Raw genomic sequence first — 25,717 nt, 5'->3', positions numbered from 1 at the left:
TATCGACCATACCTTGGTGCAATAGTTGCGGGTCTCCTTCGGTGCGACCTTTCTTCTCATAGAAGTAAGGCAAACACGCAAGGAGATTGCTATGTCCCTCATACCACCATCGGTAACTCGTCGAACACTGCTTGCGGTCGCCGCGTCCGCCAGCGCTATCAGCATGATCCCGGGGGCCTTCGCGGCCACGGGCTCTAGTTCGGACCTGAAGCCTTTCAAATTCGCGGCCACCAAAGACCAGCTTTCGGATCTTCATCGTCGCGTCGCTTCGACCCGCTGGCCCGACGAAGAGAACGTTTCAGATGACAGCCAAGGCGTCCGGCTTAACACGATCAAGAAGTTGGCCAAGCACTGGAAGAGCCACGATTGGCGGAAGGTGGAGGCCCGGTTGAACTCCTTTTCACAGTTCATTACAGAGATCGACGGCCTTGACATCCATTTCATTCACGTCAAATCAAAGCACGAACATGCGCTCCCGATCATCATCACCCACGGCTGGCCAGGCTCTGTCATCGAGCAGTTGAAAATTATCGAGCCTTTGACGGATCCTACTGCCTATGGCGGCGCTGAAGCGGACGCCTTCCATGTCGTTATCCCTTCACTTCCCGGCTACGGCTTCTCCGCCAAACCACGGGACCCCGATTGGACCCCACTTCGCATCGCTAAAGCGTGGGCCATCCTGATGGAACGACTTGGTTATACAAAGTATGTTGCTCAAGGAGGAGATTGGGGCAACGCAGTCACAGAACTGATGGCAGTACAGCAGCCCGCGGGACTGCTTGGCATCCATACCAACATGGCTGCCACAGTCCCTGCCGAGATTTCCAAGGCGCTTGCGGCTGGCACCCCGCCTGCAAACTTATCCGCGGACGAGCAGTTGGCCTACGAGCAGCTCGACGACTTCAACAAGAATGGCTTGGGCTACGCCATCGAAATGAATAACAGGCCACAGACCCTTTATGGTATCGCCGATTCTCCGATCGGTCTTGCTGCTTGGATGCTTGATCACGACATCCGCAGCTACCGAATGATCGCTAGATCATTCGATGGCGAGAGTGAGGGGTTAACGCCAGACGACGTGCTGGACAACATCACACTCTATTGGTTGACCAACACCGCTATTTCGTCGGCTCGCCTCTATTGGAGCAATGCGCATTTTCCGACCGGCGGCTTCTTCGATCCCCGCGGCATTAAAATTCCGGTTGCAGTAAGTGCCTTTCCGGATGAAATCTACCAGGCTCCGCAGAGCTGGGCAGAGCGGGCTTATCCGAATCTGGTCCACTACAACCGACTACCAAAGGGTGGGCATTTTGCCGCGTGGGAGCAGCCAGAACTCTTCACCGCCGAACTAAGGGCGTCTTTCAGGTCCCTGCGCGATCAGATTAAGCCAATTTGATCCCATCGCGATGCCAAACGCATTGCTGATGCAGCCTCATGTCAGGCGCCTGACCGGCTCGGGGAACGGGTCGGTCAGGTTGTTCCGATCGGGTAGTGGTGGTTTGCCAAGTCGTTCCCGCGTCTTGGATTGACCTACCGACGGCCCATAATGAGAGTGCCGGCGCCGGCGCTCCGCTAATGAGGGAGCTCATCATGACGGAATACGATGCTATTTTCATAGGTGCAGGTCAGGCAGGACCGTTTCTCGCTGCACGTATGGCTGCAGATGGCCAAAAAGTTGCTCTGATCGAGCGCAAATTCCTCGGCGGGACGTGCGTCAATGCTGGGTGCATGCCGACAAAGACCCTTGTCGCCAGCGCCCATGCTGCGGCCGCCGCGAGAAGAGCTGCCAGTTTCGGCGTGATTTTTCGGGGACCGATCGATGTAGACATGACGGTCGTGAAGGCTCGTGCTGAGAAGGTCACCCTCGACGCCCGCAAGGCTCTGACGGAATGGCTGGGTTCGTTTGATTCAATGTCCGTCATTTATGGACATGCCCTGCTTGAAGACCAAAGAACCGTTGTCGTGAATAGCGAAAAGCTGACAGCTCCGAGGATCTTCATCAACGTCGGTGCGCGTCCAACCATTCCAGCATTTCCGGGAATCAACGAGGTCGATTACTTCACGAGCACAAGTATCCTCCAGCTATGCTCCGTTCCAGAGCACCTTGTGGTGATCGGCGGCAGCTACATAGGGCTGGAGTTTGCTCAAATGTATCGCCGTTTCGGCGCCAAGGTCACAGTGATCGAACGCGGCCCTCGTCTGTTATCCCGAGAAGATGACGATGTTTCGTGCGCTGTTGAGGAAATTCTCCGCTCAGAAGGAGTGGCAACACATACGAGCGCGAGCGGTTTCTCGTTCAGAAGAGATGGAGATGGCGTCGAAGTTCGATTTTCGAAGGATACATTGGTTCACGGTAGCCATCTCCTGCTCGCCGTCGGACGGACGCCGAATACCGATGATCTCGGTCTGGCGTCGGCAGGTGTCAGGATCGATGACCGTGGATTCATCGAGGTAAATGATCGTCTGGAAACCAGTGTCGCAGGGATATGGGCGTTGGGTGACTGTAACGGACGCGGTGCCTTCACGCATACTTCATACAACGACTACGAGATCTCCGCTGCCAATCTTCTCGATGGTGATAACCGAAAGCTTTCGGACCGCATTCCCGCATACGCGCTCTACATCGACCCTCCCTTGGGCCGCGTCGGGATGACAGAGGACGAGGCGCGGCGATCTGGTAAGTCGATACTGGTATCAGCCCGCCCCATGAGCCGTGTCGGTCGCGCCGTCGAAAAGGGGGAGACTGCCGGCTTTATGAAGCTCATCGCCGACGCCGACACGAAACAGATTCTTGGCGCTTCCGTTTTGGGGGTCGGGGGCGATGAGGTCATCCACGGGATCATCGACGCCAAAACCGCGGGTATACCGTTTTCAGACTTGAAGTGGGCCGTACCTATTCATCCGACGGTATCGGAGCTCTTCCCCACGCTGATCCGTGACCTGAGACCGATGTGAATAGTAGCTTTTTCCAAGTTGTTAGCGAGCCGCTAAGACTTGGTCGCGGAGGCTGCACGGAAGGTAGAAGCAAAATGGGACGGCGGCATAGTACGTCTACACGTAAGTCCAAGCGCGACGTAATACCCTGATCTCCCACGGGGCACCCAAAGCCCGGCAACGCAGATCAACCGGCACCGATTTGTAAGGAGTACCTTCATCCGATGAGAAGTCAGTAGCGAAACACTATGAAAATGGAGTTATAAAATGAGAGCTTTAGCTTATTTTGCGCCCGCTATCCTTTTCCTCGCGGCCCCTGCCGCCGCGGTGGATATGGTGGATTCATTGAACGAGTCCTGCATTTTCATCCAGCAACGCATCAAGACAGAAGGCGAACTCGTCATCCGCTTTCCGTCGACGATGCCGCCAGGGCTAACCCTATATGACCGTTATGTTGAAAACGTCGGCCAGTGTGGTTCTGACGAGGAGCTCGAAGCAACGAACGTTCCTACACGTGACGGAATTTGTCACCTTAAAATCTGCCAACTGGACGAACGCTGAAATCTACAATTCTCGGCACTTGGACTCTAGCTGATCCACGGAAAGCAGACATCATGGATCCCCTGCGGATAGTCCATGATCGCGTCCCATGCGAGCGGCTATCGTTGGAATGTGACGTGGATGGTGCCGCTCTCAGCCGTTTCGGCTTTAACTGAGTAGCCAGCTTCGAGGCCGCCCAGATCGTCCCACAGGCGGATGCCGCGCCCGAGCAAAATCGGCGTGATAGCAACATGAAGGCGATCGACAAGGCCGGCCTTGAGATAGTCGCGGACGACGGTAGGACCGCCGCCTATCCTCACATCCTTGCCATTTGCGACCCTTACCGCCTGCTGGAGCGCATCCACCGGTGTGCTATTGAGGAAGTGGAAAGTGGTGCCACCGGCCATCTCTATGGAGGGTCGTGGGTTGCGGGTGAGGACAAAGACCGGAACCTGGAAGGGCGGCTCGTCGCCCCACCAGCCACGCCAGTTCGGATCGTCGGGAAAGTTGTGGAGCCCGAACATTCCAGCGCCCATAATCTCGGCACCCACATTCTCGAAATATTCCGTCGCGTATTCGTCGTCCACACCTGTGGTCCCTGCTCCCGTGGTGTCCTTGAACACGCGCTCACGAAACGTTCGTGTTGCAACATATGCGCCGACGAGACGCGGCCAGTCCTCGCCGAACGGGGCTTCGGGCGTCTGGTCCGTCGTTGTCGCGAAACCATCTAGCGAGATCATGAGATCGACACGAACTACCACCGGGGTCCTCCTTGCGTGCGATTGCACCATAACCGCCCCAATGCCCGGGGCTAACCCTAAGCTCGACTTTGTACATTATGCGGCGAAGCAAAGAGCCTGGGCCATGCGCTGAAGCCGTCCGGGAGGTATTTTATGCATTTCCGGGTTTGACGGTGAGTGTCGATAAAGATCGTCACTCCACAAAACCAGGCGAACTGCAGCCATTGCATCTGTGAATGTCAGATCGGTTTTCTTGTACCATGCGGCCGCGTAGGGGCGCGTTTTTTGGCTGAGAACATCACCGGCCCATACCGTGACGAGACTGTAGAGGGCAAGAAGCGAAGGTGTCGTGCGCAGGATAGCGTTGCCGCTCCATTGGCGCTGGGTTTCGATACCCAGATGCGCGCGTGTTTCCGCGAACGTTACCTCGATTTGCCAGCGCCGAACGAAGTAGGCAATGATCTGAGCTGGTTCGAGATCGGTATTGGTGCTCATGAACGCCTGCGGTTCGCGGCGGCCTGAGGGGTCTCGGACCAACACCCAGCGAATTAGCTTTGGCGGCGTTCCTCGCCGGTACCATAACCCGGTGGAAGAGGTAATATCGAGGCTCTTGTTCGTTTCTCGTCCGTACCAGCTTGAGGCGGTAATGCGCTGCCACACGGTTTTGGGATGGTGCAGGATCGTCTTCAGTTTGGGCTGTGGCATGCCCTTTTGTGCAGGCCTCCCAAGCGTGTGTTCGTGCCGTTGGTCTGGTGGAGCAAACAGACTTGCATCCAGGCGCAAGCGTGTGATGAGGATGGCTTTGTGGGGAAGAGCCGCAGCCAGGGTGTGAACCGCAAAACTGCTGTCTCCGACAAAGATGATGTCGCGACCAGGTAGCCATCGGCAGAGCTGCAGCACGCCCTGCCTTGCCCAATCCGTCAGCAGTTTATGCTTTCGTCCCCTTTTCTTATCGTAGCGCTCCGAGGGGCATAACAGCGTCAAGACTGGCAGGGCCTTGATGCATTTGGCCCATGGGACTGGGGCAAGAACCATGAAGCTCAGCCAGCGCAAGCCGCTGGCTTTGACGAAGTGACCGTGACTGGAGCGCACCGGATCGCGATAGATGCCGCGGGCGGCAATCTTTGGTCCCCATCGGCGTTCGATGGTGTCGTCCATGCCGATAATGACAGGGCCAGCAGGTACGAGGCGGGCGACAACAACCGATAGCAGCCGCGAAGCCAGTGTGCGCGGGTTCCAACGCGCGCGATTAAGCAGCTGATGGTAGAGGGAAAAATTGCCGGCCTCGGCGCGGCCGGTGATCCGCAAACACGACGATACTGTTCGTTTGCCTGGAGACAGGATCGCGCCCATCACCAGGACCAGCAGATGCTCCCAGCTGGGTGCCGTGAACCAGGGACGAAACGACGACAGCCACTGGCGAAGGATGTGCGGAACAGGATCACTCGACCCGACGCAGTTCTCATTATGATCGGTCATCCATCGGTTCGAATCCGCTCAGACGAAACAGGCAAGGCAAAGAGACTGCGGCAAATTGATTCACCCAATTCAGATGATAGAAAATGCGTGCGCTGGTATGCACCATAAGCCGGCCGGACGCAGCCTGTCAGCGCCGCCAACCAACTCAAATTCCCAAAGAATTTTGTACAAAGTCGAGCTAAGGTAGGTGCCTTTATATTCGTAGCCCCATACTAAGGCAAGTGCCTTTTTTAGTCTTGACGGTCGCACCCGCCCACTTTACGGACGCACATGCCTTACCATTCAAATCCGCTCGACCTCGCCTTTCACGCTCTCAGCGACCCGACCCGCCGCGCTGTGGTGTCGCGGCTGGTCGAGGGCGAGTTGCCCGTCAGCACCCTCGCCGAGCCTTTCGACATGGCCCTGCCCTCCTTCGCCCAGCATCTCAAGGTACTGGAAGATTGCGGGTTGATCGCAAGCGAGAAGCGCGGGCGCAGCCGATGGTGCCGGTTGGTGCAGGCGCGCTTCGATGAGGCGGCGGACTGGATGGAAGAGCGCCGGCGCTGGGCCGAGCGGTTGGGTCGACTGGAAACCTACCTGGACAAAACCGAAGAGGATGACGAAGGATATGGCAAACCTGTTTGAGACATGGTCGCTTGACCGCGAAATCGTGCTGGTGAAGCTGCTCAACCATCGACGCGAGAAGGTCTTTGCCGCGTGGATGGACCCCAAGGCACTTTCCGAATGGTACGGCCCGGCCGGCCTCAGTATCGAGACCCACGAAGCCGATATTCGCGAGGGCGGGGTCTGGCGGTTCGATATGGTGGGCATATTCGAGGGCCAGCAGCAGCGCTTTCCAAACCTCATGCGCTTTCTGCAGATCGTGCCGAACGAGAGGATCGTCATGGACTATGGCACGCGTGATCCTGACGATCCCGACCGTTTCCGCGTCACGGTGACCTTTGATGAACAGGCCGACGGCAAGACTGTGCTGACCATGCGCCAGCTCCACCCCAGCGCTAAGCGGCGTCAAGAGGTCATCGGCTTCGGTGCGGTCGAATACGGGCTGCAGACGCTGGACGGCCTCGCCGTGTGGCTGGCCGGCAACGCGGAATCGTAGGTCAGTTGCAAGCGAAAACCCATTGTCCAATGGTGTCGGTTTTCGCGTCGCAGAGCGATTGTCGAGGTCCAAGCGATACCATTGTTCGATAGTGAAATCATGGCCGAACATTCAAGTTGGAGTTCTACTGTTTGCGATAACAAGGACAATCACAGTGAGCGCGACGATCAAAACTCCGCAACTCCGCACAACCAAGCTATCCCCGGCTTACTGGCGCGTGACAATCGACAATCCGCCCATCAACGTCATGGGCGCCGCGATGGTGCAGCAGTTTCAAGAGGTCATCGCTGCTCTGGAAACGGACAAGGACGTCAAGGTCGTGGTCTTCGACAGCGCGGTCGATCATTTTTTCCTCAACCATTCGGATTTTCTGACACCGATCGAAGAGATCACTTCCTTGCCGGCTGGTCCCACCGGACTGCCGCCATGGCCTGATTTTCTAGTTCGCCTCCCTCGCGCTCCCGTTGTATCGATCGCATTGATCCGCGGTCGCGCCACAGGGAACGGTAGCGAGATCACACTGGCCTGCGACATGGCCTTCGCCAGTTTTGAAAGAGCGATTATCTCGCAGTGGGAGGTCGGTGTCGGGATGGTCGCGGGAGGCGGTCCAATGGCTCGTCTGCCCCAGCTTATCGGCAGGAACCGCGCTCTGGAGGTGCTCCTGGGTTCGGAAGACCTCACCGCAGAGCGGGCAGAAGCCATGGGATACGTGAATCGCGCCATACCCGATGCGGAACTTGACGCTTATGTCAACGCGTTTGCGCTCCGCATCGCCAAATTCGACAAGTGGGCGATCGCGAACACTAAGCGACTCGTCAACACAAGTTTGGCGCCGGAGGTCGAACTTGGAGCCGGGTGGGACGCGTGCATCGCGTCTCTCGGCCGGCCTGCGGCGCAAGAGGGCATCAAGGCCTTAATGGACCAGGGGTTTCACAAACCCGGCGATATCGAAAATCGTCTCGGGTACCACCTAGGTCAGCTCTCAAGGTAGCGAACAAACCTAGCGGCGCCGATGGCAAACATCCGCCCAGGATGTTGAACATGATTTCCCGATTCTACTTTCTGAGCGTCGTAGGCATAGTAAGCGCGGTTCAAGGCACCCGTCAGGCGACGCGATAACCATTGCCGATGAGCGACCAGTCCTGCGACAAATGACCGTCTTTATCGGTGGACTGCGGACACTCCAAAGCCAACGACGAGTCGGTATGGACGCCGGGGGGAAATATTGGCAAGCCTATCGAGTTTTCATCGACTTGCTACCTCATTCGCCATGGCTCTGATATTCTCCTCTGGGACACTGGGGTACCCGACGACACCGTGAATAATCTGGCAGACTGGTCCACGTTGCCGAAACTCATCGTCTATCATCTCGAGAGGACCATCACCTCGCAACTCGCCGAGATCGGACTGAAGCCTGAAGACGTGAACTTCGTCCTTGTATCGCATACTCATGGCGACCATATTGGAAACGTCAGGCTTTTCCCCGACGCCACTGTCGTCATGCAGAAGGCGGAACAGGTTGCGCGCCCAGCTGAACCTCGCCCAATCGGCAAATCAGCTGTTCCGTGCGAGCCTCCGTCAAGGCGCAGGAAAAGCCACGATCGGCGGCCAATACGCTCGGCCGACGCGACATCGGCCGGCTTGTGGTAGGTGCCTAGGCGGACATTGGCTCGATCGATCTCACCGACCCAACATGTGCCCACTAAACGATCCGTTGAAGAGCCTAATAGTCCGAGGCAGAAATACAATGCTGCGGCCACTAAGCGTATCACTTCTGTGCAGTTAGGACCATCAATAGTGGTTTAAACGCACCGCCCGTCTCCACCACATAACGACCGATAATGTTGGCTTATCGCTCGTTTCTCTCATTAGAGAGCAACGGGCGTTTTTGAGCGGGCAGAGGCCCGAAAAACCGGGCTGGCAGCCGTCACATCCGGCAGCCACATCGGCAGGCGCCACCGCAGAACTTTCGCGCCTGATCTGTTGTCACACGCAATTGCATAACAAACCGTCAACGCCCCCTTGCTGGCGCGATTGCCATGGAGATCAAGGCACCGCGTGGTATCGCGGATCCTCCTTCCATCCAGGTGGCGTTGCCCCGATGCTTCCTCGACATAACCCTCTTCACCGGTCTTGCCTTTGGCGACCGCCTGCGCGAACCTTTCACGTCGTGCGTTTTTGAGGACTGGCACGGGTCAACCTTGGGAGTGGGTGAAATGGCGTTTCCTGATAGGCCGTTGGCATCGATATCGAAGGAAAAGCTTGGCGACGGATGGCAGATCAGCAGGCGGTTTGCTATGGTGCAATCGCAGTTGGAATGTGCCGACATTGATCGGCTGCTCCACAATTTCGCGACCAGCTTGGAACACCACCAGATCGCCAAAAGGCTGTCGTCGTTGAAAGCTGCGTTGGCGGCGCTTCAACCATCCTCCCCAGAACGAACGTTCCTTCGTCGAATTTTCGGTTTTTAGGGCATAGGCGGGATTGGCGCGCACGCAGAACCCCGCGCCTATCGCGTCCTGTCTCACGGGATTGGACAAGAAACCGACGATGCACATGAGTCGACACCCAAACCCTGAACCAACTCGCATCGATCCTGTGGCACTATCGACAATGTCACCCATTGCGCAGATGCTGTGCCGGGTTGAGATCATGCAAAGGTCAAAGGGTTGGAAGTATGAAAAAGCTTATCATTGCGGTTGGAATGATTGGGATTCTCTCGTCATGCACGCAAACAGAACGAGGCACCGCAATCGGTGCAGGCTCCGGCGCAATCATTGGCGGCGCTGTCAGCAATAGCTGGGAAGGCGCGGCTATTGGCGCGGTGGCTGGTGGTGTTGTCGGCGCACTTGTTGGCCACTCCCAGGAACACCGGGGCTATTGCATTTACCGCGATCGCTATGGTCGCCGGTTCGAGGCACCTTGCCGATAGTTGCGGCCGATAGCCGGACCCCTTCGAGCGCCTGTTGTTGGTTGACCCCGACGGGTACAGCGCGTCGTCAGCCATACCGACAATCTGGAGCCAACAGTTCGCTACCCTATCGCGACTGGCGGCCGGTCAGCGGCGAAGAAAGGAGGGGATTACCCTCTTTAGTGCCAACGCCTCGCTTTCTTGCCGGAAGTATCGGAGCAGGAGACGGTCGCGGTACTGTTCGTGCCGTTGAAATGGGCCGATGCATCTCGCCGATGCATCTCGAATGCGAGCGTGAGGCCTGTACGTCACCGAGTGGAGATGCAAGGGGCATTCAGTGGCCAACTATGGCGAGGAGAAACAATAGGGCCCCCGCTTCGTAGCGAGGGCCTCGCACCATGCAGTGAAGAACACGGGGCGTTTCGATGAGACTTTTCATGGAACTGAAGCGGAGAACATGATGAGTACGGATCGTCGCCGCGCGTTTGTACTGCACCTGATAAAGTGGATCACCCACGGGCTAAGTAGAGCGACTGCCAGGGCACGGTCCCGCAGGCCCAGGGTCGTGTGGGCATCGCATTGCCATCGGCGTCGCAGCGAGGCGACACCATCAATTCGCCTGCGCGTTTATCATTCCGTGTGTGGATGGCGGCATCCCCGCACCGTCTCCATTTCCCCAAACAATAACAACCACTAGCCCGATTGTTATGGCAATCGATCCGGCTAGGACAACGTGAAATGCGCTCTAGCATGGGAGAATTTACATTTCCGTTCGTAAACGTGGGGCCGCTTAAAACCAGAATTTGAGAATATAGATACAGAGAATTAAAATTGAAAATACGCTGACCATAAGCAAGCGGTTTTCAATCTGGCTTTGCGCCTTCTTTCCTGTCCAATCATACCTCATTATTGCACCTCGTCCGATCGGTGTTGCGAGGCACCATGGGAAATTTGTGCCTATCGTGCGGCAACAAGTTTCGATTTGGCTGATTACCTCATCGAGGAAGGCCCTTTCACGAAGTCGCGAGAGGGATTGGGGGCATTCAAGCCACTTGGGGGCGTCGACAGCCAAGCTCGGGGAAATTGTGGGTTGGTATGGTTAATATTTTGTTATCACATTGCTCCACGATCATCCGTGTTCGATGTCCGCGGCATACGCCCTTCTTGCCGTCCTCGATGAAACGGCCGAGGGCTCACTTGGTCCGATATATCCAGACAGCAAGAGCCAATTAGAGAAAGAACATCACGACCACGATGGAAAGCAAAATTCTCGTAAAGGGTTTATTGGGCATAATTCGCCCATAAACATCCCAACTCAAATTTGCCAACCATTTGACAACGACGAAGCTCATGTCGGGCGCCTGCATCTGTCTCTGTAAAGGCCTTCGATCCGCTGAAAGGTATCCGCGCCGGGGGCTGAGCATTCGCCGACCGCCGGTCGCCAGACGGTTGTGCGGCTAAGGCGCGCCGCGTGGGCGATCTCGCTCGGGCTCATTCCGGCATCATGACGCAAAGCGCCCAGCATGCTTTCCAGCTTTTCGGCGGATGAAAGATTGTGGGGGGATATCCGGGGCATGTGCTGATCATAGCACGGCCTAAAGATAGCCCAAGACCCGGCAATTATGTGCCAAGCCTTTTGCGACCTCGTTGTCCTTAAGATCGCCTTTGATCCCTTCCTCCATGGTCTCGCAAAATGCCTTTACGGCGGGCTCGCCCACAGCGCCGGGCTGCGCTCCGGCCATTTTGTAAAGCTCAGCCCGCGCGCCTTCTATTCTGTCGGCCTGTTCCTGCTCGGCGGCATGCTGGCGATATTCGCCGATGCCATAATAAGCGATGGCCGCAAGGATCGCGATGCAGGTGGTTGCGAATAGTGCTTTCATTGAAACCCACCACTTCCTTTCAGCGGCGAAGGGCGCGATAGCAACGAAAGACCCCTAAGCACGCCGGTTCGAGAAGCGGACAAAGGGGCCTTTCGCCTGACGTGTCGCGGTGGGGCGTTCCCGAGAGATTGGGGCAATCGGGACTTTTCCGAGAGGATGGTCAAATCGGAACCGCGACAAAAGAGATTAATCTTGTAAAGAGCGAAACTTTCAAGATGGCCTACTGCTGATTTAGCGAAAATCTGGTCCTTTGCCGGGGCCAAGCGAGCCTCATTTCGCCCGCAAGCACCGATGTCGATAAATGGCCTCAACGGCCCGATAGGTATCGGCCCTCGTTACGAGACGGGAGCATTCTTTTTGCCCGGCCGCTGATTAGACACGGCGCGGTGCAGGGCCGCTGATGATGGTTCCACCAAGCCGACCGCATTCGCCGCATCGAAAGGCGACGCCGATCGCCTTGCCGTCAGGCGGCTGTTTATTCATGTCCACCTCGACCATGAGATTGCACGGCCCACAGCTTACGTGAACCTGAAGGTTCATCGCGATCATACCGGCCCAGGTGCCGTTGGAAACCATCTCGATCCTCGTGGGGTCAAGTGTGTCCGTCTCCAACTCGTCGAGCTTTGGACAAATCATTCTGTTTGCCCTGCTGCGCCTCTCACAACTTCATCCATCGCCAATTGCTTTTCGATAAGCTCTCTGGCTGCGACGAATACTCCACTCTCATCGTCGGCCTGGCCTTCCTCGAGCATCAGCAACGCGTCCTCATAGATTTCATGCTCAGCTTGCTTGCTGACGGCGCCTATCCGACCAAGATGGGCCATCAGAGCGGCAACGGTTGCCGAGGTCGAAAGAGCAACGGCTCCGGTGGAAAGCAAGGCAGGGTTATGCTGCATGTTGGGTGCTCCTTGATATGCTCATCATCTGGGTTCAATTCGATCCTGAGCATGCGGATCACGTCGCCAGCGTCGAGAAGAGCCAAGAGCTGCGACTGATTTAAGCCGGTTGCAATTCCTCCGGATTTACAAAATTCGACTGAGAGCGGGCCTGTAAACTAGCGAACTGTCAGCCACAGCACGTCACCCCAAAATAAAATTCCTACTACGACCACAATCGAGAAGTAAAAACGCTTCATGTTTGGCAAGGTCCACATTTGCTGCAGTGCGGTATGACACCCACACTCCTTCATGAGCAATGGTCAGGTCAAGGCCAACCACCTGAATTTCTTATAATTTTGCTGAGTTTTGGCAGAATCCCCCTATGTTTTTAGAGGATCTCAGTGCGCGTCCGGATACTGATCACCGCTCTTCTCATCGCTGGCGCCATGTGGGTAGGGTCATTTTTCGTTACCCGCCACGCCTACCGGGGCGCTCAGGATATAGGCGTGATGCCCAACCTCCACATTAAAGAAAGGCTCGGCATCGGGGATAAGAGGCCGTCTTAATAACCCACGCCGTCCATGGGTAGCCATTCCCTTCAAATCACGTATATTCCCGCTGTCCAGAGCAAAGGATACTTGGCCCCCGTTACGAGACGAGGGCTTTTTTTGGGGCGGTCGCTGATGGGCACGGAGGTTCATTGCGATCGTGCCGGCCGGGCCGATTCCGGGTCGAAAACATCTAGATGCTTCGCGGATCAAGTGTGATGTCTCGACTGTAAATATGAGGATACCCTTGGCCCTCGGTTTCGAGGGCCATTTTTACACCCCTAGTCTCCCGACGTTAGTCCACCTAAGCGACCACTCGTCATCACCGCCAAGGCCGCACCCTACTCCCGGTCTTTAAATGTGCCGGAGGGGCACATTTTAAAAACGGAGCGCGTAAGAGAGGTCGCCCGCAGCCAGCGCGGGTTCCTGACTATCAGGACATCATCATAAACCGAGAATCTGTGGTAGCATCAATGCAGTTCAGTGCCGATGTTATCAATGCTATTTTGGAGGATTTAAAATGGTGGTGAAGCTTTTTATGTCGAGTTACTCGACGACTGGGGCCTTAGCTACGCTCGCCGAGGGGGATGACGTTTATATCGCCGATGGTGTTAATGTTGGCAGTACAAACGACAGGGGCGTCGTTGCCAATTTTTCTAACCATACTATCAACGTTTTTGGCAATCTAATCAATGCCGGTATCTCGATTGATATGGAGGGAATTGCCTCCACTTCGAACAACCAGATAACTATTGCCGAGCATTCCAAGGTTTGGAGCTACGACTCGGTTCCCGTTGTTATTCATTCGGCGAACTCTTCCCTCGACAATGAGGGATATATCAAAGGGTATTGGGGTTTAGCCGTTGGCTCGGCAGCAGCTGTCTCGACAACAATCGTAAACAACGATGGGACGATTGAAGCAACCGATGGTTCAGTTGCAACGATCTATCGTTACTTCGGTAGCGCGGACACCATTAACATAACAAGCACGGGAACGATAAAAGGCCCCGGTTTGGCCTACACCTCTCAAGGCTTCGGCGGAAAGGAAAACTTCCTCAATTCTGGCGTGATCGTTGGGGGTATAAAGCTGGATGGTGGTGACGACAAATACGATGGCCGACTAGGATCGGTGAAGGGCATCGTCGCAGGCGGTGACGGTGCGGACACATTGTACGGTGGCAAGGAAGGAAACGAACTCCACGGCGATGGCGGCAAAGACCGCATTTACGGCGCGGGTGGCGCGGACAAGCTTTATGGTGGCATCGAAGCCGACACGTTCGTGTTTAACAAAACCAGTGAATCCACGATGGCGGTTCGGGACATCATTTATGACTTCAACCACGTCGACACTATCGATCTGCACACTATAGACGCTAAGTCGTCTTCATCGGTCAACGATGCATTCACATTCATAGGCTCGGCTGCCTTCGGCGGACATGCCGGGGAACTCCGGTATACGAAAAGCGGCGGTAACACCTATGTATATGGTGACACCAACGGCGACGGGGCCACTGATTTCAGCATCAAGATTGTCGGCCTTTTCACCATGGAAAAAGGCGATTTCCTGGTGTGACGCCAGTCGCGGAGCTTCCCTTGCCCCGCACTTTGTTTAGCGAGGGGTGCCGAGAACTGCAGTATCCCGTACATTCCATTTCGTTCATAGGCAGTCTGGCCTAGCCCCCGTTACGAGACGGGTTTTGTGGGTGGTCGCTGAGGGGCACAGGCGCGCGAAACTCCTCCGAGTTGCAACTGCCAACGCAAATGCGGACAATGTATCTTGCAATTTCCGCGCGATCATTCACAACTAGCGTCAATTGCTGACGGGGCTTAGTCAGGGATCTCTCTCTCTCATTCTCGTTCGGGACTTTATGTCGCGAGGACGGCTCTCTAGCTGTGTGAGCGGTCACGCCCAAAGGTGGTGAACGGCCAAGCGAACCGAGTTCACTGGTCGAAGTAGCATGACAGCATACTAATTCAGACGAGACATGCCGGCTGGCAGTCCGCTCCAGGGAAAGTCCAGATGGCAATAAACAATGCGAACGGCACTGCATCCGCCGACACCATCTACCTTACACTGCCAGGAAACGATATTAATGGCTTGGGTGGAAACGACACAATTCTTCCGTCCGTGTCCGCCGGATATACACTCATCGACGGTGGAGACGGCATCGATCTCTTGTCGTTTGAGCTTTACACTTCCGGGGTGAGGTTCTTTTTCGATGCGGTCGGTTTTGCGAGCACTGTTGAGGCCAATGACGACACTTCTCATCTCCTGAGCCAATTCTTCAACATCGAGAATGCAAGGGGAACCAAGTTTGCCGATGAAATTTGGGGCAACGAGGCCGACAACGTGTTCTGGGGCGGAGACGGCAACGACTCGCTTATCGGTGGCGAAGGCAACGACACCCTAGACGGTGGCACGGGTGGGGACGACATGTACGGGGGTATGGGTGATGACACCTATTTCGTCGATAACTCCTCCGATTTGGTCGACGAAGATAATTTCGAGGCTTATGGGATAGACACCGTGCGGGCGTCGATCAGTTTCAGCCTGGCCAACACCGAGGTCGTCTTTGGGGAAGTCGAGAACCTGACGCTGCTCGGGTCCGGCAACATCAACGGCACGGGCAATGACTGGGATAACGTCATCATCGGCAATGCTGGCGCCAACAAGATCAATGGCAAGGAAGGCGTCGATACGATGAGCGGCGGCGCCGGCAACGACACCTACGTGGTCGACGGCGAATTGGATATCGTGGACGAGAAGAATAATGGCGGCGGTGGAACCGACACAGTACAGTCATCTGTCAGCTTCAGCTTGGCTAATTCTGCCACTGTATTGGGAACATTCGAGAACCTGACCCTGATCGGCACTGACAACACCGATGGCACGGGAAATTCGCTAAACAATGCAATCACCGGAAATGCCGGCGCCAATAAGCTCAACGGCAAGGGCGGCGTCGACACGATGACCGGCGGCGCGGGCAATGACACCTATTATGTCGACAAAGCCGGCGATGTCGTCGTAGAGACATCGACCGGCGGCACGTCCGACTGGGTCGCGACGAGCGTCAGTTATGCGCTTTCATCGTCGGCCTATGTCGAGAAGTTGTCGACGACATCGAGTTCAGGCACGGCAGCGATCAACCTGACCGGGAACGGGATTACCCAGACCATTACCGGTAACGCCGGCGCCAACAAAATCGATGGTAAGGGCGGCGCTGATACGATGCGCGGTGGCGGCGGCAACGACACCTACATCGTCGACAATGCCGGTGATGTCATTGTTGAAAGCTCGACAGGTGGTACGTCCGACTGGGTCGCCACGAGCGTCAGTTACGCGCTTTCTTCTTCGGCTTATGTCGAGAAGCTGTCGACGACGTCGAGTGCCAGCACGACGGCGATCAACCTCACCGGCAACAGCATCGCCCAAGCGATTACTGGCAACGCGGGCGCCAACATCATCAACGGCAGCGGTGGCAATGACACACTAATTGGCGGCGGCGGCAACGACAAACTGACGGGCGGTGCAGGCAATGACACCTTCCTGTTCAACAGTGCCGTGAGTGCGACCACGAATGTCGACAAGATCAGTGATTTCAATGTCGCCGCCGACACGATCCGCCTGGAGAACGCCATTTTCATCGCTCTGACCGCTCTGGGTACGCTCGCTTCCGGTGCCTTTGCGTCCAATTCGACCGGTCTTGCCGGCGACAGCAGCGACCGCATCATCTACGAGAAGGACACTGGCGAACTCTACTATGATGCCAATGGGAGCGGCGCTGGCGGGGGCATCCATTTCGCCACCCTGACCGGCAACCTATCACTCACCAACGCGGATTTCTTCGTGATCTGAAGGTAGTCCTCAGATCGTCCATCAAAGTGATTGTCGGCCGTATCCAGCGCTCGACCACCCCACCAAAGAGATCGCCGTGCCCAGATCGGCGGAAACGAACCGGAGCCAGTTTTCGCTGGCCGTCGCTCAATGCGTCGACCCCTTGAGGAGTTTGACAGCGTCTGCCAGTTCATCGATAAGCGAAGCTGCCCCCGGATCGCCTTTTGCGACTATTCCCGCCGACGTACGGCGTAAAAGTTCTTCGTATCGCCCAACTTTGAGCATGCCTGAATCCTCCAAGGCTTTGACAAGGCAAACGATGGCAGCGTTGTGAGCGAGGTTCATGTGAACCACGACCTGCATCATTTCTGCGGCCGTCATCTTGGGTTCTGCCATCACTCGCTCCTTAAAACCTCATCATTCGCCATTTGAATCCGTCACCAATTGCTTTTCGATAAGCTCTTTGGCGGCGGCGAGCCTAGCCTTCCTCAAGCATCAGCAACGCGTCCTCATAGATTTCATGCTCAGCTTGCTTGCTGACGGCGCCTATTCGTCCAAGATGGGCCATCAGAGCGGCAACGGTTGCCGAGGTCGAAAGAGCAACGGCTCCGGTGGAAAGCAAGGCAGGGTCATGCTGCATGTTTGGTTCTCCTTGATATGCTCATCATCTGGGTTCAATCCGATCCTGAGCCTGCGGCTCACCTCGACAGCGTCGAGAAGAGCCAAGACCTGTGACTGATTTAAGCCCGTTGTAATTCCTTCCGTTCAATGCCCTCAACTAGCGAAGCATCAACCACAGCACGTCGCCGCAAAATAATATTCCTATGACCACCACAATCGAAAGGTAAAAACGCTTCATACTTAAGCCTCTGATTGGAAAGCGATAAATTACATTTTGGCTGCAATACATCCCAGTCATCACCGGTGGACATTCAGGTCAAGTGCAAGCATCTGTATTTCTTGCGCTAACCCTGATTTATGAGACAATCCCCTATGTTCTTAGGGGAGCGAAGTGCGCGTCAAGGTACTTATTATCGCTGTTCTCATTGCTGTCTCGGGCTGGGTAGGGTCATTTTTCGCGACTCGCTACGTCTACCGAGGCGCTCAGGAGTTGGGCGTGATACCCAACCTCAAAATAAAAGACAGACTTGGCATTCCCAGTGATAAATCGGATCCGTAGCGGGACATCTCCATCCGGCACAGTCCTCCAGCGTATCGAGGCAGCGCAGAAGCGCGGACCGTAGCCGATGGCGTACGGAACAAATTCCGCGTTCAATGCTTACCCATGCGCCGCTCATGTAACGCGCGCGGTTTTTCCAAGGACGTAAACTTTTAGCCCGCTGTTAAGCAGCGGCGGGCCGCACCCCAACTTCCGGCCTTGGGACAATCACCGAGAAGTTTCTGCCTCAGGGTCATCGAACCTTCGTCCAAGTCAGCGACTACTCGTCCGCACCACCCTCGTTGTGGGTGTAGCTGCGTGGTCAGCATTTCCTGCTTCCAGTGTGAGGCGGCGCTACGCCCGGCAGTTCCAGCACGCGCAACACGTCGTGCATATCCTCGATCGTGGTGACCTTCTGAATGGTCTGTCGGCCCTTTGCTTCGATAGTCCAGGCGTAGTGGGTCATGTTCGGTCCTCCCGTTCCCCCAAAATGGGGTACGCGGGAATCAGTTCCTTGTGGTATTGATTCGATCGTCGATGCGACGGACCTGAACCGTCTCACTGCGTTCAAGCTCAGTGGGGTGGTTTCCCTATTCCAAGCCTTGCGGCAATGCTCGCGGCTTCCCTTTGTTCCGGCGTCTCGTGCTTATGGGGATAATGCTCCCAGCACCACCAGCGGGCCTCAACGTGCTTGCTCGCCGCAAACCCGGCCAATCCCCACTTATCGCATTCTCCGACGCAGCATTTCGGCGCGTAGTGCACGCCTGCGGTCGCTACAGCGCCGCCTTTCTCGTCCGACATAGTATTCCCCTGCAACTAAAATAAGCTTGGCTGAGTGATCGGTTCACCGCCATTGGTGACGATTGAGGAGCCATAGGGCTCCCGAGACGCCACGATCAATGCATCCTCATGAAGTGGTCGGGCGAGGTGCATGGCCTCATCCCAGGGCGCGTTCATCCAAACGTCCGTTTCTGCCTTCGTGAGCAGCAGCACCGGCATGGCCTTCTCGTGGATTGGCGCAACGACCGCATTTGGCTCAGTCGTCAGAAACCCGTAAAGGTCATCAGTCGTGAGCCCGTCCTTGACCTTGCGAACGCTCTTCCAGCCCTGCACATGGACGCCGGCAAAGAACATCAGCGGTTTGCTTTCGTCTCGTGCGAACCATGCGTTCGGGGTGCTGCCACCATCCTGCTTGCTGGCCGGATCTGGCTCGGCAAAGCTTGTGACCGGTACGATGCAACGATGCTCAATTCCGAACCATTGCTTCCAGTGAGGTAGATTGAGTTTGCGGACGTTCGTCACGCCTCTGTCTGGCTCGGCTTTCAGCAACGCGTCAAAATCGACTTCCTTGCCCTTGGCGCGTAGCTTCCCGGCCCGCGCCTCGGCCGCTTTCTTCTGAACAAAGATCGGTGTTGGCAGTCCCCATCGAGCATGCACGAGCTGCTTCCTGCCGTCGAGTGTGTTGCGAACGATTGGTCCCATCTGATCGGGGTTCATCTGGTAGGCCGGCATCAGGTTGATCATGCTCTCGACATCCTGAGCCCACTTGTTCACCCAGTCTTTGTCTTCCATGCGATACAGATTGCACATGCCTCGACCTCCCAGCCTAAAGCTTCTCATCCCGCCAAACAGGACGCCTCACGGTCTTCACCTCAACGAGCCTGCGAACGACCAAGCCATTGCGTTCCTTCGCGCTCGGCGTTTCAAGTTTCGCCTTCATGTAAAGTCCCTCATCGCACGTCACGCAATGAAAATACTGCTCGATATTCAGGAAAGGCACGTTTCCAAGCAAGGCCTGGATATCGCGGGGATAGTACCGATGAGATTTTCGGCACAAGCCGCAGGTCACGACGACAAATTGACCGTGTTCTTCGATATCCGCCATTTTGGGGATACGCGCCTCGATCGCCGGATTGATCCGTGTTCTAAATTTCATCGCGGCAGCACTCCCAGGCGTAGGATGTTGTTGCCCTTGTTGCCGCATCGGCAGCGGAGTTTCCTGGCAATTTCGGGAAGGCGAATATGCTCGCCAAAACGCCTGGTGATCTGCCGACGCCCAATCAACTCGACGTGGCCGCATTTCCCGCACACACCTTCCAGCACATACCATTCCGGAAGCAAGGCGATAGTCTCCGTGTCAAATTGAGTGCCGGAGTCCTGCACCAGATCTATGCTTCTTGGGTGTCGCACGGTTCTTCCACCTGCTCAGATGGTTTCCAGCCTCGGGTAAACCCTCTGCCCATGCACCCTTCGGCAAATGAGAGTCGCTCCAGTAGAGTTCTTTCCCTAAGCAAAAGGGAGCGAACAGTCTCCCTGAAGTCTCCGTTATGCTCGGCAATGGCGGCAGATACCTCGTCGACCGGTCCGCTGTAGATAACCTCGTGGGTTTCTACACTCATGGTTTTTGGGCGCACGTCTTCGCTCTCCTGCGATGGCATGAGTTTTCAGGCTCAAATTTTCAGATAGGCGCGCCGCCTCTGCGCCATGGATGTTCTAATTATGTTCTGGCTTGGGGGAGAGTCAAGACGCTACTCTGCAGTACGATTTTTCAAGGCGGAAAGAAGAGCGTTTACCTGATCGTTTTCATCCGCTCCGAGCATGAGATTGTCGGCCACCTCGATCACCGCTGCCAATACCTCTTGAGCCGACCAGCCCGCGCGACAGGCCTCCGATACGAGATCGATGATCCGTGTGTCTATCTCTCGCTGACAGTCGAGAAATCGATCTTCGTATTTGCCTGGGTAAGCGGGCGGTTGGATGGTGGGCATGGCGGGGTCTCCGTTCGCCGGGAACTGCGCGCTGAAAGGTTTGTTCCGCGGGCATGGCAGGCGGCATCGCGGCGGTTCCACCAATCCCGCATATCATTTCTGAGAGTACTACGGCTTCTGCTTCCTTCTTGTTGGAGGTCTTGGTAGATCCGTGAAAGCGACAACCCCGGACGAAGAAATCGAACTTGTAGATCGGACTTTTGGGGCTTTTGTAGACGGACATAGACGGAGCCTGCGGCGCTCTATGAATTCGAGGATGTCTTTGGGGTCGAAGCCCTTTCGCATCCTCTTCTTGCCCCTGCCAATCAGGATGAAGGCCATTTCGCCAGCTTTCGCGTGCTCTTGCAATGTTTTTTTGGAGACAGTGAGCATGGCGGCTACCTGGTCGGCCGTCAGTAGATCGTGGTCGCTCGTCCTGCACCTCCGTCGTCGGGCCTGAGCTGCTTCAAGATAAGGGCGCGAGCCCCTTCGAAGACCGGGCTTTCGTCACCGCCCTGGCTTTCCTCGAGCATCTTCAGGGCATCAGAATATATTTCCTGCTCGGCCGGATCGCTTACCGCACCGATGCGATGGAGATGTTTCATCAAGGCGGTAAAGGTAGCAGAGACCGAGAGCGCTACCGCGCTGGCCGAAAGCAACGCTGGATCACTCGGGATTGTCAGTTTCCTCCTGTAGCTTCATCCTTCGCATCCAGCTCAATCTTGAGCGTGCGGATTGTCGTAGCTGCGTCGAGCAGAGCATCTTTCGCCTGATCGACCGGTAACCACCGCGCTCTTGCTGATGCCGTTCGTAGGTAGATCACTACATCTCGCCCGAGTGCTGTTTCCTCTGGTCCGATATGGCCCCGCATGTCTCGGATTGTGTCGATCGACCGATCGAGAAGCCGGCTCACTTCGCGTGCGGTCAGCCGATCAACTTCATTCACGGCCCTAATCAGTTCCGCGATGAACTCGGTTGTGTGAGTCATGGTTTGAGAACCTCGATAGCTGGTTCGGGGAGGCTGTTCAGGGGCGGCGGCGCGAAAGATAAGACGAAATCTTGTCCAGCGTCCCAGTTTGCTTTGCGGCCTCGTGACGTAACGCTTTAAGTTCTCCTAGCATCCGGCCGAAGGCTGCAAGGACCACGCCTCCCACAATAGTTGGGAGCGCCCAGGTAGCCACTCCCAGTAGACCCGGACCGGGCGCATGTCCTGCGCTCATAAACACCGCCACTGCGGCACCAAACGTCACGATGACAATGCCAATCCCTGTGAATTCCAGAAACCTATCCATAGTTCCCCCCGTCCTTTAGGGAAAACTGACAGGATGCACACAGGTGTCAAGTTGGCTCAATTGTCTCGCCGGATCGAAAGAAAAACCCGAGAACTTGGCCCAAAGACAGAATTGACATGCACTCGCACGGGTTGGTGGCCGCAGCCTTCACTACCTTAAGAACGCCGTGGAACCGTTTGTGTCGTGCCACTGTAATTGTAGGGTTACGCAATTTGAAAATTTCAGCGACCTTGTGAGGCGCTTATTGGTGCCCCCAAGTAGTCCTCGATCATTGCATGCGTGGACCACATCGCCGAGCGCCCGGTTCCCCCAACCGGACTCGAGCCATCCTGCAAGCACTCACGCAGGGTGGCTCAATCGTTCCGTACTGCCGAGGCCGCCACGCTACAAGCGGAAACCGCGTCGGAGATGGGTCGACAGCTAGAGACAAGCCATTGGCGTGTGAAAGCAAAAAGTAGTCGTCTGGGGCGATTGGACGCTTTGCAAGGGACGCGTATTCTCCAGCTGCTTCAACGAAGGGGATGGAAATTTGATCAGGATTTTACTGGCGTCAATGGTTTTGGTTTCGGCTCTGCAGGCTCCGGCCTTTGCCGGAAACTGTAGCTACTCGTGGCAGAGTGCGAGTGATGGCTCAAGCTGCGGCGATCGAGCAGCGGACAGAAGGCCCGGCGGAGATTAACCATCGGAATGAAGAGCCCGGGTCACCCCGGGCTTTCTCGTTCAGAGATCCGCGACGAGTTCGTTCCCGTCTTCGTCTTGATATGGCTGAGGAGGCAACCACCTCCCATGGGGGTCCAAAGTGGCCCCCCATACTGTCGAAATCGCCACTGTTAGAAAAGAAAGTGACTTGGGCCCACGGGAAATGCGGGGGCAATAGGCAACAAAAAGGCCGGGTAATAAACCCAGCCTTTCGTATCCATCCGCAGCCAGTCCATCCGTGGTCTGCATCTGTCGGAAATCATAGGGGAGATTTGACGGAGGGCAAGTCAGGCCGGCTGCTTAAGTTAACGGGCTGAAAATTCGCCCGGTTTTATCCGGTAACCGCAATGATAAATCCGGCAGCCAAAAAGAGTGCGGATGCTGGAATAGCGGAGAAAGTTTTGTGAACTACAATCCAAGTTACTGGGGTTAGTAACCACTCATTATCGCTGAACAGCCGAGCCAGTTCGATTACCGAGAATGGTATCCAGTGCCCGGAAGTCAGATAACCAAGAATTTGCAGACCGACGATAATCGCAGCGAACAGGAAAAACGTTGCTGCAATAATGCGAAAGTTTGTTTCGACTGCGTCGGACAAAGGTCTTTTTGGTAGCGGTGTGTCTGGCCCTTGGTCGGTCATGCTCATCCGTCGATCTGCCTTACTTCTTGGAGGTGTTTAGGCGTGAAACGTGGCAGGACGTAGGCACGAGCCAAGTCGCAGATACGGGAGATTGGTTGGCAACCGGACAGAAAGCGGAGGCGTCGTTTTTCTTCCTGTCGCGGCGATGGCCCGGTCAATGGCTCGAAGGCTGGCCCAAAACTCATATACACGCTTATGCGTTCAATGCAGCTTCCCGCGTTTCAGTGCATCAGCCATCTGCACAATAGTGTCATCCAGTGCATCGACGGCTTCCAGTACCTCACGGCCGGCGGGCGACAGCCTTGCCCAGAAGCGCTTGTCCCAGCCTTCATGCCACTCTACCCAGCCACGCAACATCATGCGCCGGCAACCATCATACATGGAACCCGGCAAGTCGTGGATCGCCGCGCCGACGCTATCTTCATTTTCGGTATCGTTGAGGCTGCGAAGCAACTCGATTTGCGCGGCAGTGATGCGAACTATGATGCGTTCGGTCTGGTAATTATTGGCCTGAAGCGCCTTGCCCTTTTCCGTCATCACTGCTTCCAGCTTCGTTCGGCCCTTTGGCCTGATGTCGGCAAAGTCGAGTTTCCGCAACTCTTCGAAGGCAACCAGATCGCGGTATTCCAGTTTATCGTACGGCAGCGACCCTCCGCCCGTGGCCAGCTTTTCCATCATGTCGATTTGTGCCGGTGTCAGCTTCCGCCATGGAAAGGCTTTCCGTGTCATTGCCCTTTACCTCCAGAAGCGCGTGGCAATCATCGACGGCACGGTGACGATACGGCGAGACTCAAGCTTGCTGAGAATGCGATAGCGACCGGTTGCCTGGAGATAGCGAGCCATATCGTCTTCCGACATGCCTACCGGCCGGCGGGGTCCGGGACGATTTTCCGTTGGCGCCGGGCGCTGCTCAATCTCAAACATATCGTACTGTGAGCTCATTCTGTTCGTCCTCAACGGAAACTATTGAAGTCTGCGTCCGCCGTCCTTAGCCGGTTTTCTGCTGCACCGTCCCGTTGAGCCGCAGCAACGCCATCAGCATCGGTCCAATGGAAAACTCCCCTCGCCGCGCGCGCGCCGTGAGATCCCGCAGATAGCCGCCGGCCGAGTTGATGTGCCCGGCCCGCTCGAGAATGCAAGCAATCGCGACCGCGGCATTCTCGGCCCCGAGCGCTTCGCAGGCCTCCTCGTAGGCCGACGGGCTGACGCCGAGCATCGATCGCACCACCACGGCAGCCGTTCGCATGTCGCGCCAGTTCTCGATCTTGCCCCCCTGCCCGTAAGCGGACATCTCCGGGCAAGCCCGCAACACCAGTCCCAACGGAAACACCTGCGGCGTCTCCCGCTTCGGCTGGTTGTGTGGCACGGCCGGTTCGCCCTGCTCGTTTTCAGAGCGAGGTTCAAGTTCATAGCTGGATTCGGTTTTTGAATTCTGTATGTGCTGACGGTATTCGCCATCAATGGTGACGGTTTTTTCTGAAATCAGCTGAAGTTCCAGCAGGTTGATCACTTCTTCATGCAGAAGGTCGAGTTCCTCGGCACATCCGGACAGTTCCTCGCCGGATTTTGCCTTCGAAAGACGCCCGACAGCAGCGATGTAGTGGTCTTCAACCATGCCCCAGTCACCGGAAGCCCCCTCCTCCATGGCGGCAGAGATCAGTTTGCGGATATCTCTACGGCGCAGCGAGATCCGTTCTTTCAGGATTTTGAGGCGCCGTCGCTCTTCGGCGACATCCTGCGCCATCAGCGCCAGCTCTTCGGCGCGCGCGAGAAGCGGAGCCAGGCTGAAGCCATAAGCGGTTTCGATCGCCCCGTCCCTGCCCTTGCGGGCATAACGCTTGCCGTTCGGGCTGTCGTTTCGGTGGATCAGGCCAGCATCGACCAGCAGTGCCAGGTTCTCGCGAAGTGTCGTGCCGGCAATACCGTTGGCGCGTGCTGTCAGCTGCGAATTCGACGGAAACACCACGAGGTTTTCGTCGTCGCTCAGTTCGGTCTCCGGATAAAACGTCAGCAAGGCGTTGAGAACCGCCAGGGCACGGTCCCGCAGGCCCAGAATGGTGCGGGCGTCGCAGGCGTCACGGTAGATTTTCCATTTGTCGACCGACCTGCCCTGCTTGGCGCCGGCTGTTTCCAGCTGCCCCCTGATCAAGGCAAGCGTCATCGGCCGCCGCCCGAAGGGCGTCGTCACACTTCCACTCTGCATGTCCTTCACCTTTCAAAAGGCAAAAGAAACCTGCTCACCAAAACGATGCCAAAGACTCTTGACTGTGATTCGGGGAAATGCGATTCTCGATCTTGCTAGAGAATACGAGAAGGGCTTCCACGACGGCAACGTT

28 protein-coding genes are annotated in these 25,717 nt (G+C 56.2%); 11 read left to right on the top strand and 17 right to left on the bottom strand.

Annotated elements, in window-relative coordinates; genetic code table 11:
* Positions 1-91: 91 nt before the first annotated feature.
* The 3 genes from QO002_RS30120 to QO002_RS30110 all read left to right on the top strand — a co-directional run bounded on the left by QO002_RS30120 (position 92) and on the right by QO002_RS30110 (position 3,495).
* Positions 92-1,396, top strand: a complete 1,305-nt coding sequence (locus tag QO002_RS30120; protein WP_307237229.1) for an epoxide hydrolase family protein — start codon at positions 92-94, stop codon at positions 1,394-1,396.
* A gap of 194 nt (positions 1,397-1,590) precedes the next feature.
* Entirely contained in the window at positions 1,591-2,955 is a 1,365-nt protein-coding gene (locus QO002_RS30115) for an FAD-containing oxidoreductase (RefSeq protein WP_307237225.1), read from the top strand.
* A gap of 246 nt (positions 2,956-3,201) precedes the next feature.
* Positions 3,202-3,495 (top strand): hypothetical protein, encoded by a 294-nt coding sequence (locus QO002_RS30110; RefSeq protein WP_307237222.1) that lies wholly within the window; start codon positions 3,202-3,204, stop codon positions 3,493-3,495.
* Between the two features lie 98 nt (positions 3,496-3,593).
* On the opposite strand, the gene QO002_RS30105 is transcribed toward QO002_RS30110, so the two are convergent.
* A complete protein-coding gene (locus QO002_RS30105) occupies positions 3,594-4,235 on the bottom strand; it encodes a dihydrofolate reductase family protein (protein WP_307237219.1) in 642 nt (213 codons plus the stop codon).
* A 75-nt stretch (positions 4,236-4,310) separates the two neighbouring features.
* Positions 4,311-5,693 (bottom strand): IS701 family transposase, encoded by a 1,383-nt coding sequence (locus QO002_RS30100; protein ID WP_307234047.1) that lies wholly within the window; start codon positions 5,691-5,693, stop codon positions 4,311-4,313.
* Positions 5,694-5,963: 270 nt separating this feature from the next.
* Here QO002_RS30100 and QO002_RS30095 point away from each other — a divergent pair, with 270 nt between their 5' ends.
* The 6 genes from QO002_RS30095 (at position 5,964) to QO002_RS30070 (ending at position 9,724) form a co-directional block, all read left to right on the top strand.
* Complete coding sequence (locus QO002_RS30095; protein ID WP_307237215.1) at positions 5,964-6,317, top strand: ArsR/SmtB family transcription factor; 354 nt, start codon at positions 5,964-5,966, stop codon at positions 6,315-6,317.
* On the top strand, positions 6,301-6,792 hold the full coding sequence (locus QO002_RS30090) for an SRPBCC family protein (RefSeq protein WP_307237213.1): 492 nt from the start codon (positions 6,301-6,303) through the stop codon (positions 6,790-6,792). The genes QO002_RS30095 and QO002_RS30090 overlap by 17 nt, the downstream gene beginning before the upstream one ends.
* Positions 6,793-6,946: 154 nt before the next feature.
* A complete protein-coding gene (locus tag QO002_RS30085) occupies positions 6,947-7,783 on the top strand; it encodes an enoyl-CoA hydratase/isomerase family protein (RefSeq protein WP_307237212.1) in 837 nt (278 codons plus the stop codon).
* Between the two features lie 176 nt (positions 7,784-7,959).
* Complete coding sequence (locus QO002_RS30080) at positions 7,960-8,442, top strand: MBL fold metallo-hydrolase (RefSeq protein WP_307237210.1); 483 nt, start codon at positions 7,960-7,962, stop codon at positions 8,440-8,442.
* A gap of 389 nt (positions 8,443-8,831) precedes the next feature.
* Positions 8,832-9,263, top strand: a complete 432-nt coding sequence (locus tag QO002_RS30075) for a hypothetical protein (protein ID WP_307237206.1) — start codon at positions 8,832-8,834, stop codon at positions 9,261-9,263.
* Positions 9,264-9,469: 206 nt separating this feature from the next.
* Positions 9,470-9,724 carry a YMGG-like glycine zipper-containing protein gene (locus QO002_RS30070; RefSeq protein WP_307237203.1) on the top strand — a complete coding sequence of 85 codons (255 nt, stop codon included), beginning with the start codon at positions 9,470-9,472 and terminating at the stop codon, positions 9,722-9,724.
* A 1,574-nt stretch (positions 9,725-11,298) separates the two neighbouring features.
* On the opposite strand, the gene QO002_RS30060 is transcribed toward QO002_RS30070, so the two are convergent.
* The 3 genes from QO002_RS30060 to QO002_RS30050 form a co-directional block, all read right to left on the bottom strand.
* Positions 11,299-11,583, bottom strand: coding sequence for a hypothetical protein (locus QO002_RS30060; RefSeq protein WP_307237200.1), 285 nt, complete (start codon positions 11,581-11,583; stop codon positions 11,299-11,301).
* Positions 11,584-11,955: 372 nt separating this feature from the next.
* Positions 11,956-12,219 carry a hypothetical protein gene (locus QO002_RS30055; RefSeq protein WP_307237196.1) on the bottom strand — a complete coding sequence of 88 codons (264 nt, stop codon included), beginning with the start codon at positions 12,217-12,219 and terminating at the stop codon, positions 11,956-11,958.
* Entirely contained in the window at positions 12,216-12,479 is a 264-nt protein-coding gene (locus QO002_RS30050; RefSeq protein WP_307237193.1) for a hypothetical protein, read from the bottom strand. Before QO002_RS30050 ends, QO002_RS30055 begins: the two co-directional genes overlap by 4 nt.
* A gap of 1,050 nt (positions 12,480-13,529) precedes the next feature.
* On the opposite strand from QO002_RS30050, the gene QO002_RS30045 reads away from it, so the two are divergent.
* Both QO002_RS30045 and QO002_RS30040 read left to right on the top strand, forming a co-directional pair.
* A complete protein-coding gene (locus tag QO002_RS30045; RefSeq protein ID WP_307237190.1) occupies positions 13,530-14,582 on the top strand; it encodes a calcium-binding protein in 1,053 nt (350 codons plus the stop codon).
* A 447-nt stretch (positions 14,583-15,029) separates the two neighbouring features.
* Positions 15,030-16,865 (top strand): calcium-binding protein, encoded by a 1,836-nt coding sequence (locus QO002_RS30040; RefSeq protein ID WP_307237187.1) that lies wholly within the window; start codon positions 15,030-15,032, stop codon positions 16,863-16,865.
* Between the two features lie 126 nt (positions 16,866-16,991).
* On the opposite strand, the gene QO002_RS30035 is transcribed toward QO002_RS30040, so the two are convergent.
* The 12 genes from QO002_RS30035 to repC all read right to left on the bottom strand — a co-directional run bounded on the left by QO002_RS30035 (position 16,992) and on the right by repC (position 25,584).
* Positions 16,992-17,240 (bottom strand): hypothetical protein, encoded by a 249-nt coding sequence (locus QO002_RS30035; protein ID WP_307237184.1) that lies wholly within the window; start codon positions 17,238-17,240, stop codon positions 16,992-16,994.
* An 82-nt stretch (positions 17,241-17,322) separates the two neighbouring features.
* A complete protein-coding gene (locus tag QO002_RS30030; RefSeq protein ID WP_307237181.1) occupies positions 17,323-17,484 on the bottom strand; it encodes a hypothetical protein in 162 nt (53 codons plus the stop codon).
* A gap of 841 nt (positions 17,485-18,325) precedes the next feature.
* A complete protein-coding gene (locus QO002_RS30025) occupies positions 18,326-18,469 on the bottom strand; it encodes a hypothetical protein (RefSeq protein WP_307237178.1) in 144 nt (47 codons plus the stop codon).
* A 350-nt stretch (positions 18,470-18,819) separates the two neighbouring features.
* The gene (locus tag QO002_RS30020) at positions 18,820-19,593 is read right to left on the bottom strand and encodes an SOS response-associated peptidase family protein (protein ID WP_307237175.1); all 774 of its coding nucleotides are present in this window, start codon (positions 19,591-19,593) and stop codon (positions 18,820-18,822) included.
* A 16-nt stretch (positions 19,594-19,609) separates the two neighbouring features.
* A complete protein-coding gene (locus QO002_RS30015; protein ID WP_307237172.1) occupies positions 19,610-19,987 on the bottom strand; it encodes a hypothetical protein in 378 nt (125 codons plus the stop codon).
* Between the two features lie 544 nt (positions 19,988-20,531).
* Positions 20,532-20,771: a hypothetical protein gene (locus QO002_RS30010; protein ID WP_307237169.1), complete on the bottom strand. Its 240-nt coding sequence runs from the start codon at positions 20,769-20,771 to the stop codon at positions 20,532-20,534.
* A gap of 108 nt (positions 20,772-20,879) precedes the next feature.
* Positions 20,880-21,143 (bottom strand): helix-turn-helix domain-containing protein, encoded by a 264-nt coding sequence (locus tag QO002_RS31080; protein WP_370878631.1) that lies wholly within the window; start codon positions 21,141-21,143, stop codon positions 20,880-20,882.
* Positions 21,144-21,163: 20 nt separating this feature from the next.
* Positions 21,164-21,409, bottom strand: a complete 246-nt coding sequence (locus tag QO002_RS30005) for a hypothetical protein (RefSeq protein ID WP_307237166.1) — start codon at positions 21,407-21,409, stop codon at positions 21,164-21,166.
* A gap of 20 nt (positions 21,410-21,429) precedes the next feature.
* Positions 21,430-21,738 (bottom strand): hypothetical protein, encoded by a 309-nt coding sequence (locus QO002_RS30000; protein WP_307237163.1) that lies wholly within the window; start codon positions 21,736-21,738, stop codon positions 21,430-21,432.
* 1,334 nt (positions 21,739-23,072) lie between these two features.
* A complete protein-coding gene (locus tag QO002_RS29995) occupies positions 23,073-23,387 on the bottom strand; it encodes a hypothetical protein (RefSeq protein ID WP_307237160.1) in 315 nt (104 codons plus the stop codon).
* A 195-nt stretch (positions 23,388-23,582) separates the two neighbouring features.
* On the bottom strand, positions 23,583-24,110 hold the full coding sequence (locus QO002_RS29990; protein WP_307237156.1) for a hypothetical protein: 528 nt from the start codon (positions 24,108-24,110) through the stop codon (positions 23,583-23,585).
* Between the two features lie 259 nt (positions 24,111-24,369).
* Positions 24,370-25,584 (bottom strand): plasmid replication protein RepC, encoded by a 1,215-nt coding sequence (gene repC, locus QO002_RS29985; protein ID WP_307237153.1) that lies wholly within the window; start codon positions 25,582-25,584, stop codon positions 24,370-24,372.
* Between the last annotated feature and the right edge of the window lie 133 nt (positions 25,585-25,717).

The sequence above is a fragment of the Pararhizobium capsulatum DSM 1112 genome, assembly GCF_030814475.1.
GTDB classification, from domain to species: Bacteria; Pseudomonadota; Alphaproteobacteria; order Rhizobiales; family Rhizobiaceae; genus Pararhizobium; species Pararhizobium capsulatum.
Note: the sequence above shows the minus strand (reverse complement) of the source record. Positions and strands in the feature narration are given on the sequence as shown.

Excerpts from the sequence above, each read along its gene's own strand:
- QO002_RS30120 (WP_307237229.1), top strand. The coding sequence starts at position 92 with ATGTCCCTCATACCACCATCGGTAACTCGTCGAACACTGCTTGCGGTC.
- QO002_RS30115 (WP_307237225.1), top strand. The coding sequence starts at position 1,591 with ATGACGGAATACGATGCTATTTTCATAGGTGCAGGTCAGGCAGGACCG.
- QO002_RS30110 (WP_307237222.1), top strand. The coding sequence starts at position 3,202 with ATGAGAGCTTTAGCTTATTTTGCGCCCGCTATCCTTTTCCTCGCGGCC.
- QO002_RS30100 (WP_307234047.1), bottom strand. The coding sequence starts at position 5,693 with ATGACCGATCATAATGAGAACTGCGTCGGGTCGAGTGATCCTGTTCCG.
- QO002_RS30095 (WP_307237215.1), top strand. The coding sequence starts at position 5,964 with ATGCCTTACCATTCAAATCCGCTCGACCTCGCCTTTCACGCTCTCAGC.
- QO002_RS30090 (WP_307237213.1), top strand. The coding sequence starts at position 6,301 with ATGGCAAACCTGTTTGAGACATGGTCGCTTGACCGCGAAATCGTGCTG.
- QO002_RS30075 (WP_307237206.1), top strand. The coding sequence starts at position 8,832 with ATGGAGATCAAGGCACCGCGTGGTATCGCGGATCCTCCTTCCATCCAG.
- QO002_RS30070 (WP_307237203.1), top strand. The coding sequence starts at position 9,470 with ATGAAAAAGCTTATCATTGCGGTTGGAATGATTGGGATTCTCTCGTCA.
- QO002_RS30060 (WP_307237200.1), bottom strand. The coding sequence starts at position 11,583 with ATGAAAGCACTATTCGCAACCACCTGCATCGCGATCCTTGCGGCCATC.
- QO002_RS30055 (WP_307237196.1), bottom strand. The coding sequence starts at position 12,219 with ATGATTTGTCCAAAGCTCGACGAGTTGGAGACGGACACACTTGACCCC.
- QO002_RS30050 (WP_307237193.1), bottom strand. The coding sequence starts at position 12,479 with ATGCAGCATAACCCTGCCTTGCTTTCCACCGGAGCCGTTGCTCTTTCG.
- QO002_RS30045 (WP_307237190.1), top strand. The coding sequence starts at position 13,530 with ATGGTGGTGAAGCTTTTTATGTCGAGTTACTCGACGACTGGGGCCTTA.
- QO002_RS30040 (WP_307237187.1), top strand. The coding sequence starts at position 15,030 with ATGGCAATAAACAATGCGAACGGCACTGCATCCGCCGACACCATCTAC.
- QO002_RS30035 (WP_307237184.1), bottom strand. The coding sequence starts at position 17,240 with ATGGCAGAACCCAAGATGACGGCCGCAGAAATGATGCAGGTCGTGGTT.
- QO002_RS30030 (WP_307237181.1), bottom strand. The coding sequence starts at position 17,484 with ATGCAGCATGACCCTGCCTTGCTTTCCACCGGAGCCGTTGCTCTTTCG.
- QO002_RS30025 (WP_307237178.1), bottom strand. The coding sequence starts at position 18,469 with ATGACCCACTACGCCTGGACTATCGAAGCAAAGGGCCGACAGACCATT.
- QO002_RS30020 (WP_307237175.1), bottom strand. The coding sequence starts at position 19,593 with ATGTGCAATCTGTATCGCATGGAAGACAAAGACTGGGTGAACAAGTGG.
- QO002_RS30015 (WP_307237172.1), bottom strand. The coding sequence starts at position 19,987 with ATGCGGCAACAAGGGCAACAACATCCTACGCCTGGGAGTGCTGCCGCG.
- QO002_RS30010 (WP_307237169.1), bottom strand. The coding sequence starts at position 20,771 with ATGCCCACCATCCAACCGCCCGCTTACCCAGGCAAATACGAAGATCGA.
- QO002_RS31080 (WP_370878631.1), bottom strand. The coding sequence starts at position 21,143 with ATGCTCACTGTCTCCAAAAAAACATTGCAAGAGCACGCGAAAGCTGGC.
- QO002_RS30000 (WP_307237163.1), bottom strand. The coding sequence starts at position 21,738 with ATGACTCACACAACCGAGTTCATCGCGGAACTGATTAGGGCCGTGAAT.
- QO002_RS29995 (WP_307237160.1), bottom strand. The coding sequence starts at position 23,387 with ATGAGCATGACCGACCAAGGGCCAGACACACCGCTACCAAAAAGACCT.
- QO002_RS29990 (WP_307237156.1), bottom strand. The coding sequence starts at position 24,110 with ATGACACGGAAAGCCTTTCCATGGCGGAAGCTGACACCGGCACAAATC.
- repC (WP_307237153.1), bottom strand. The coding sequence starts at position 25,584 with ATGCAGAGTGGAAGTGTGACGACGCCCTTCGGGCGGCGGCCGATGACG.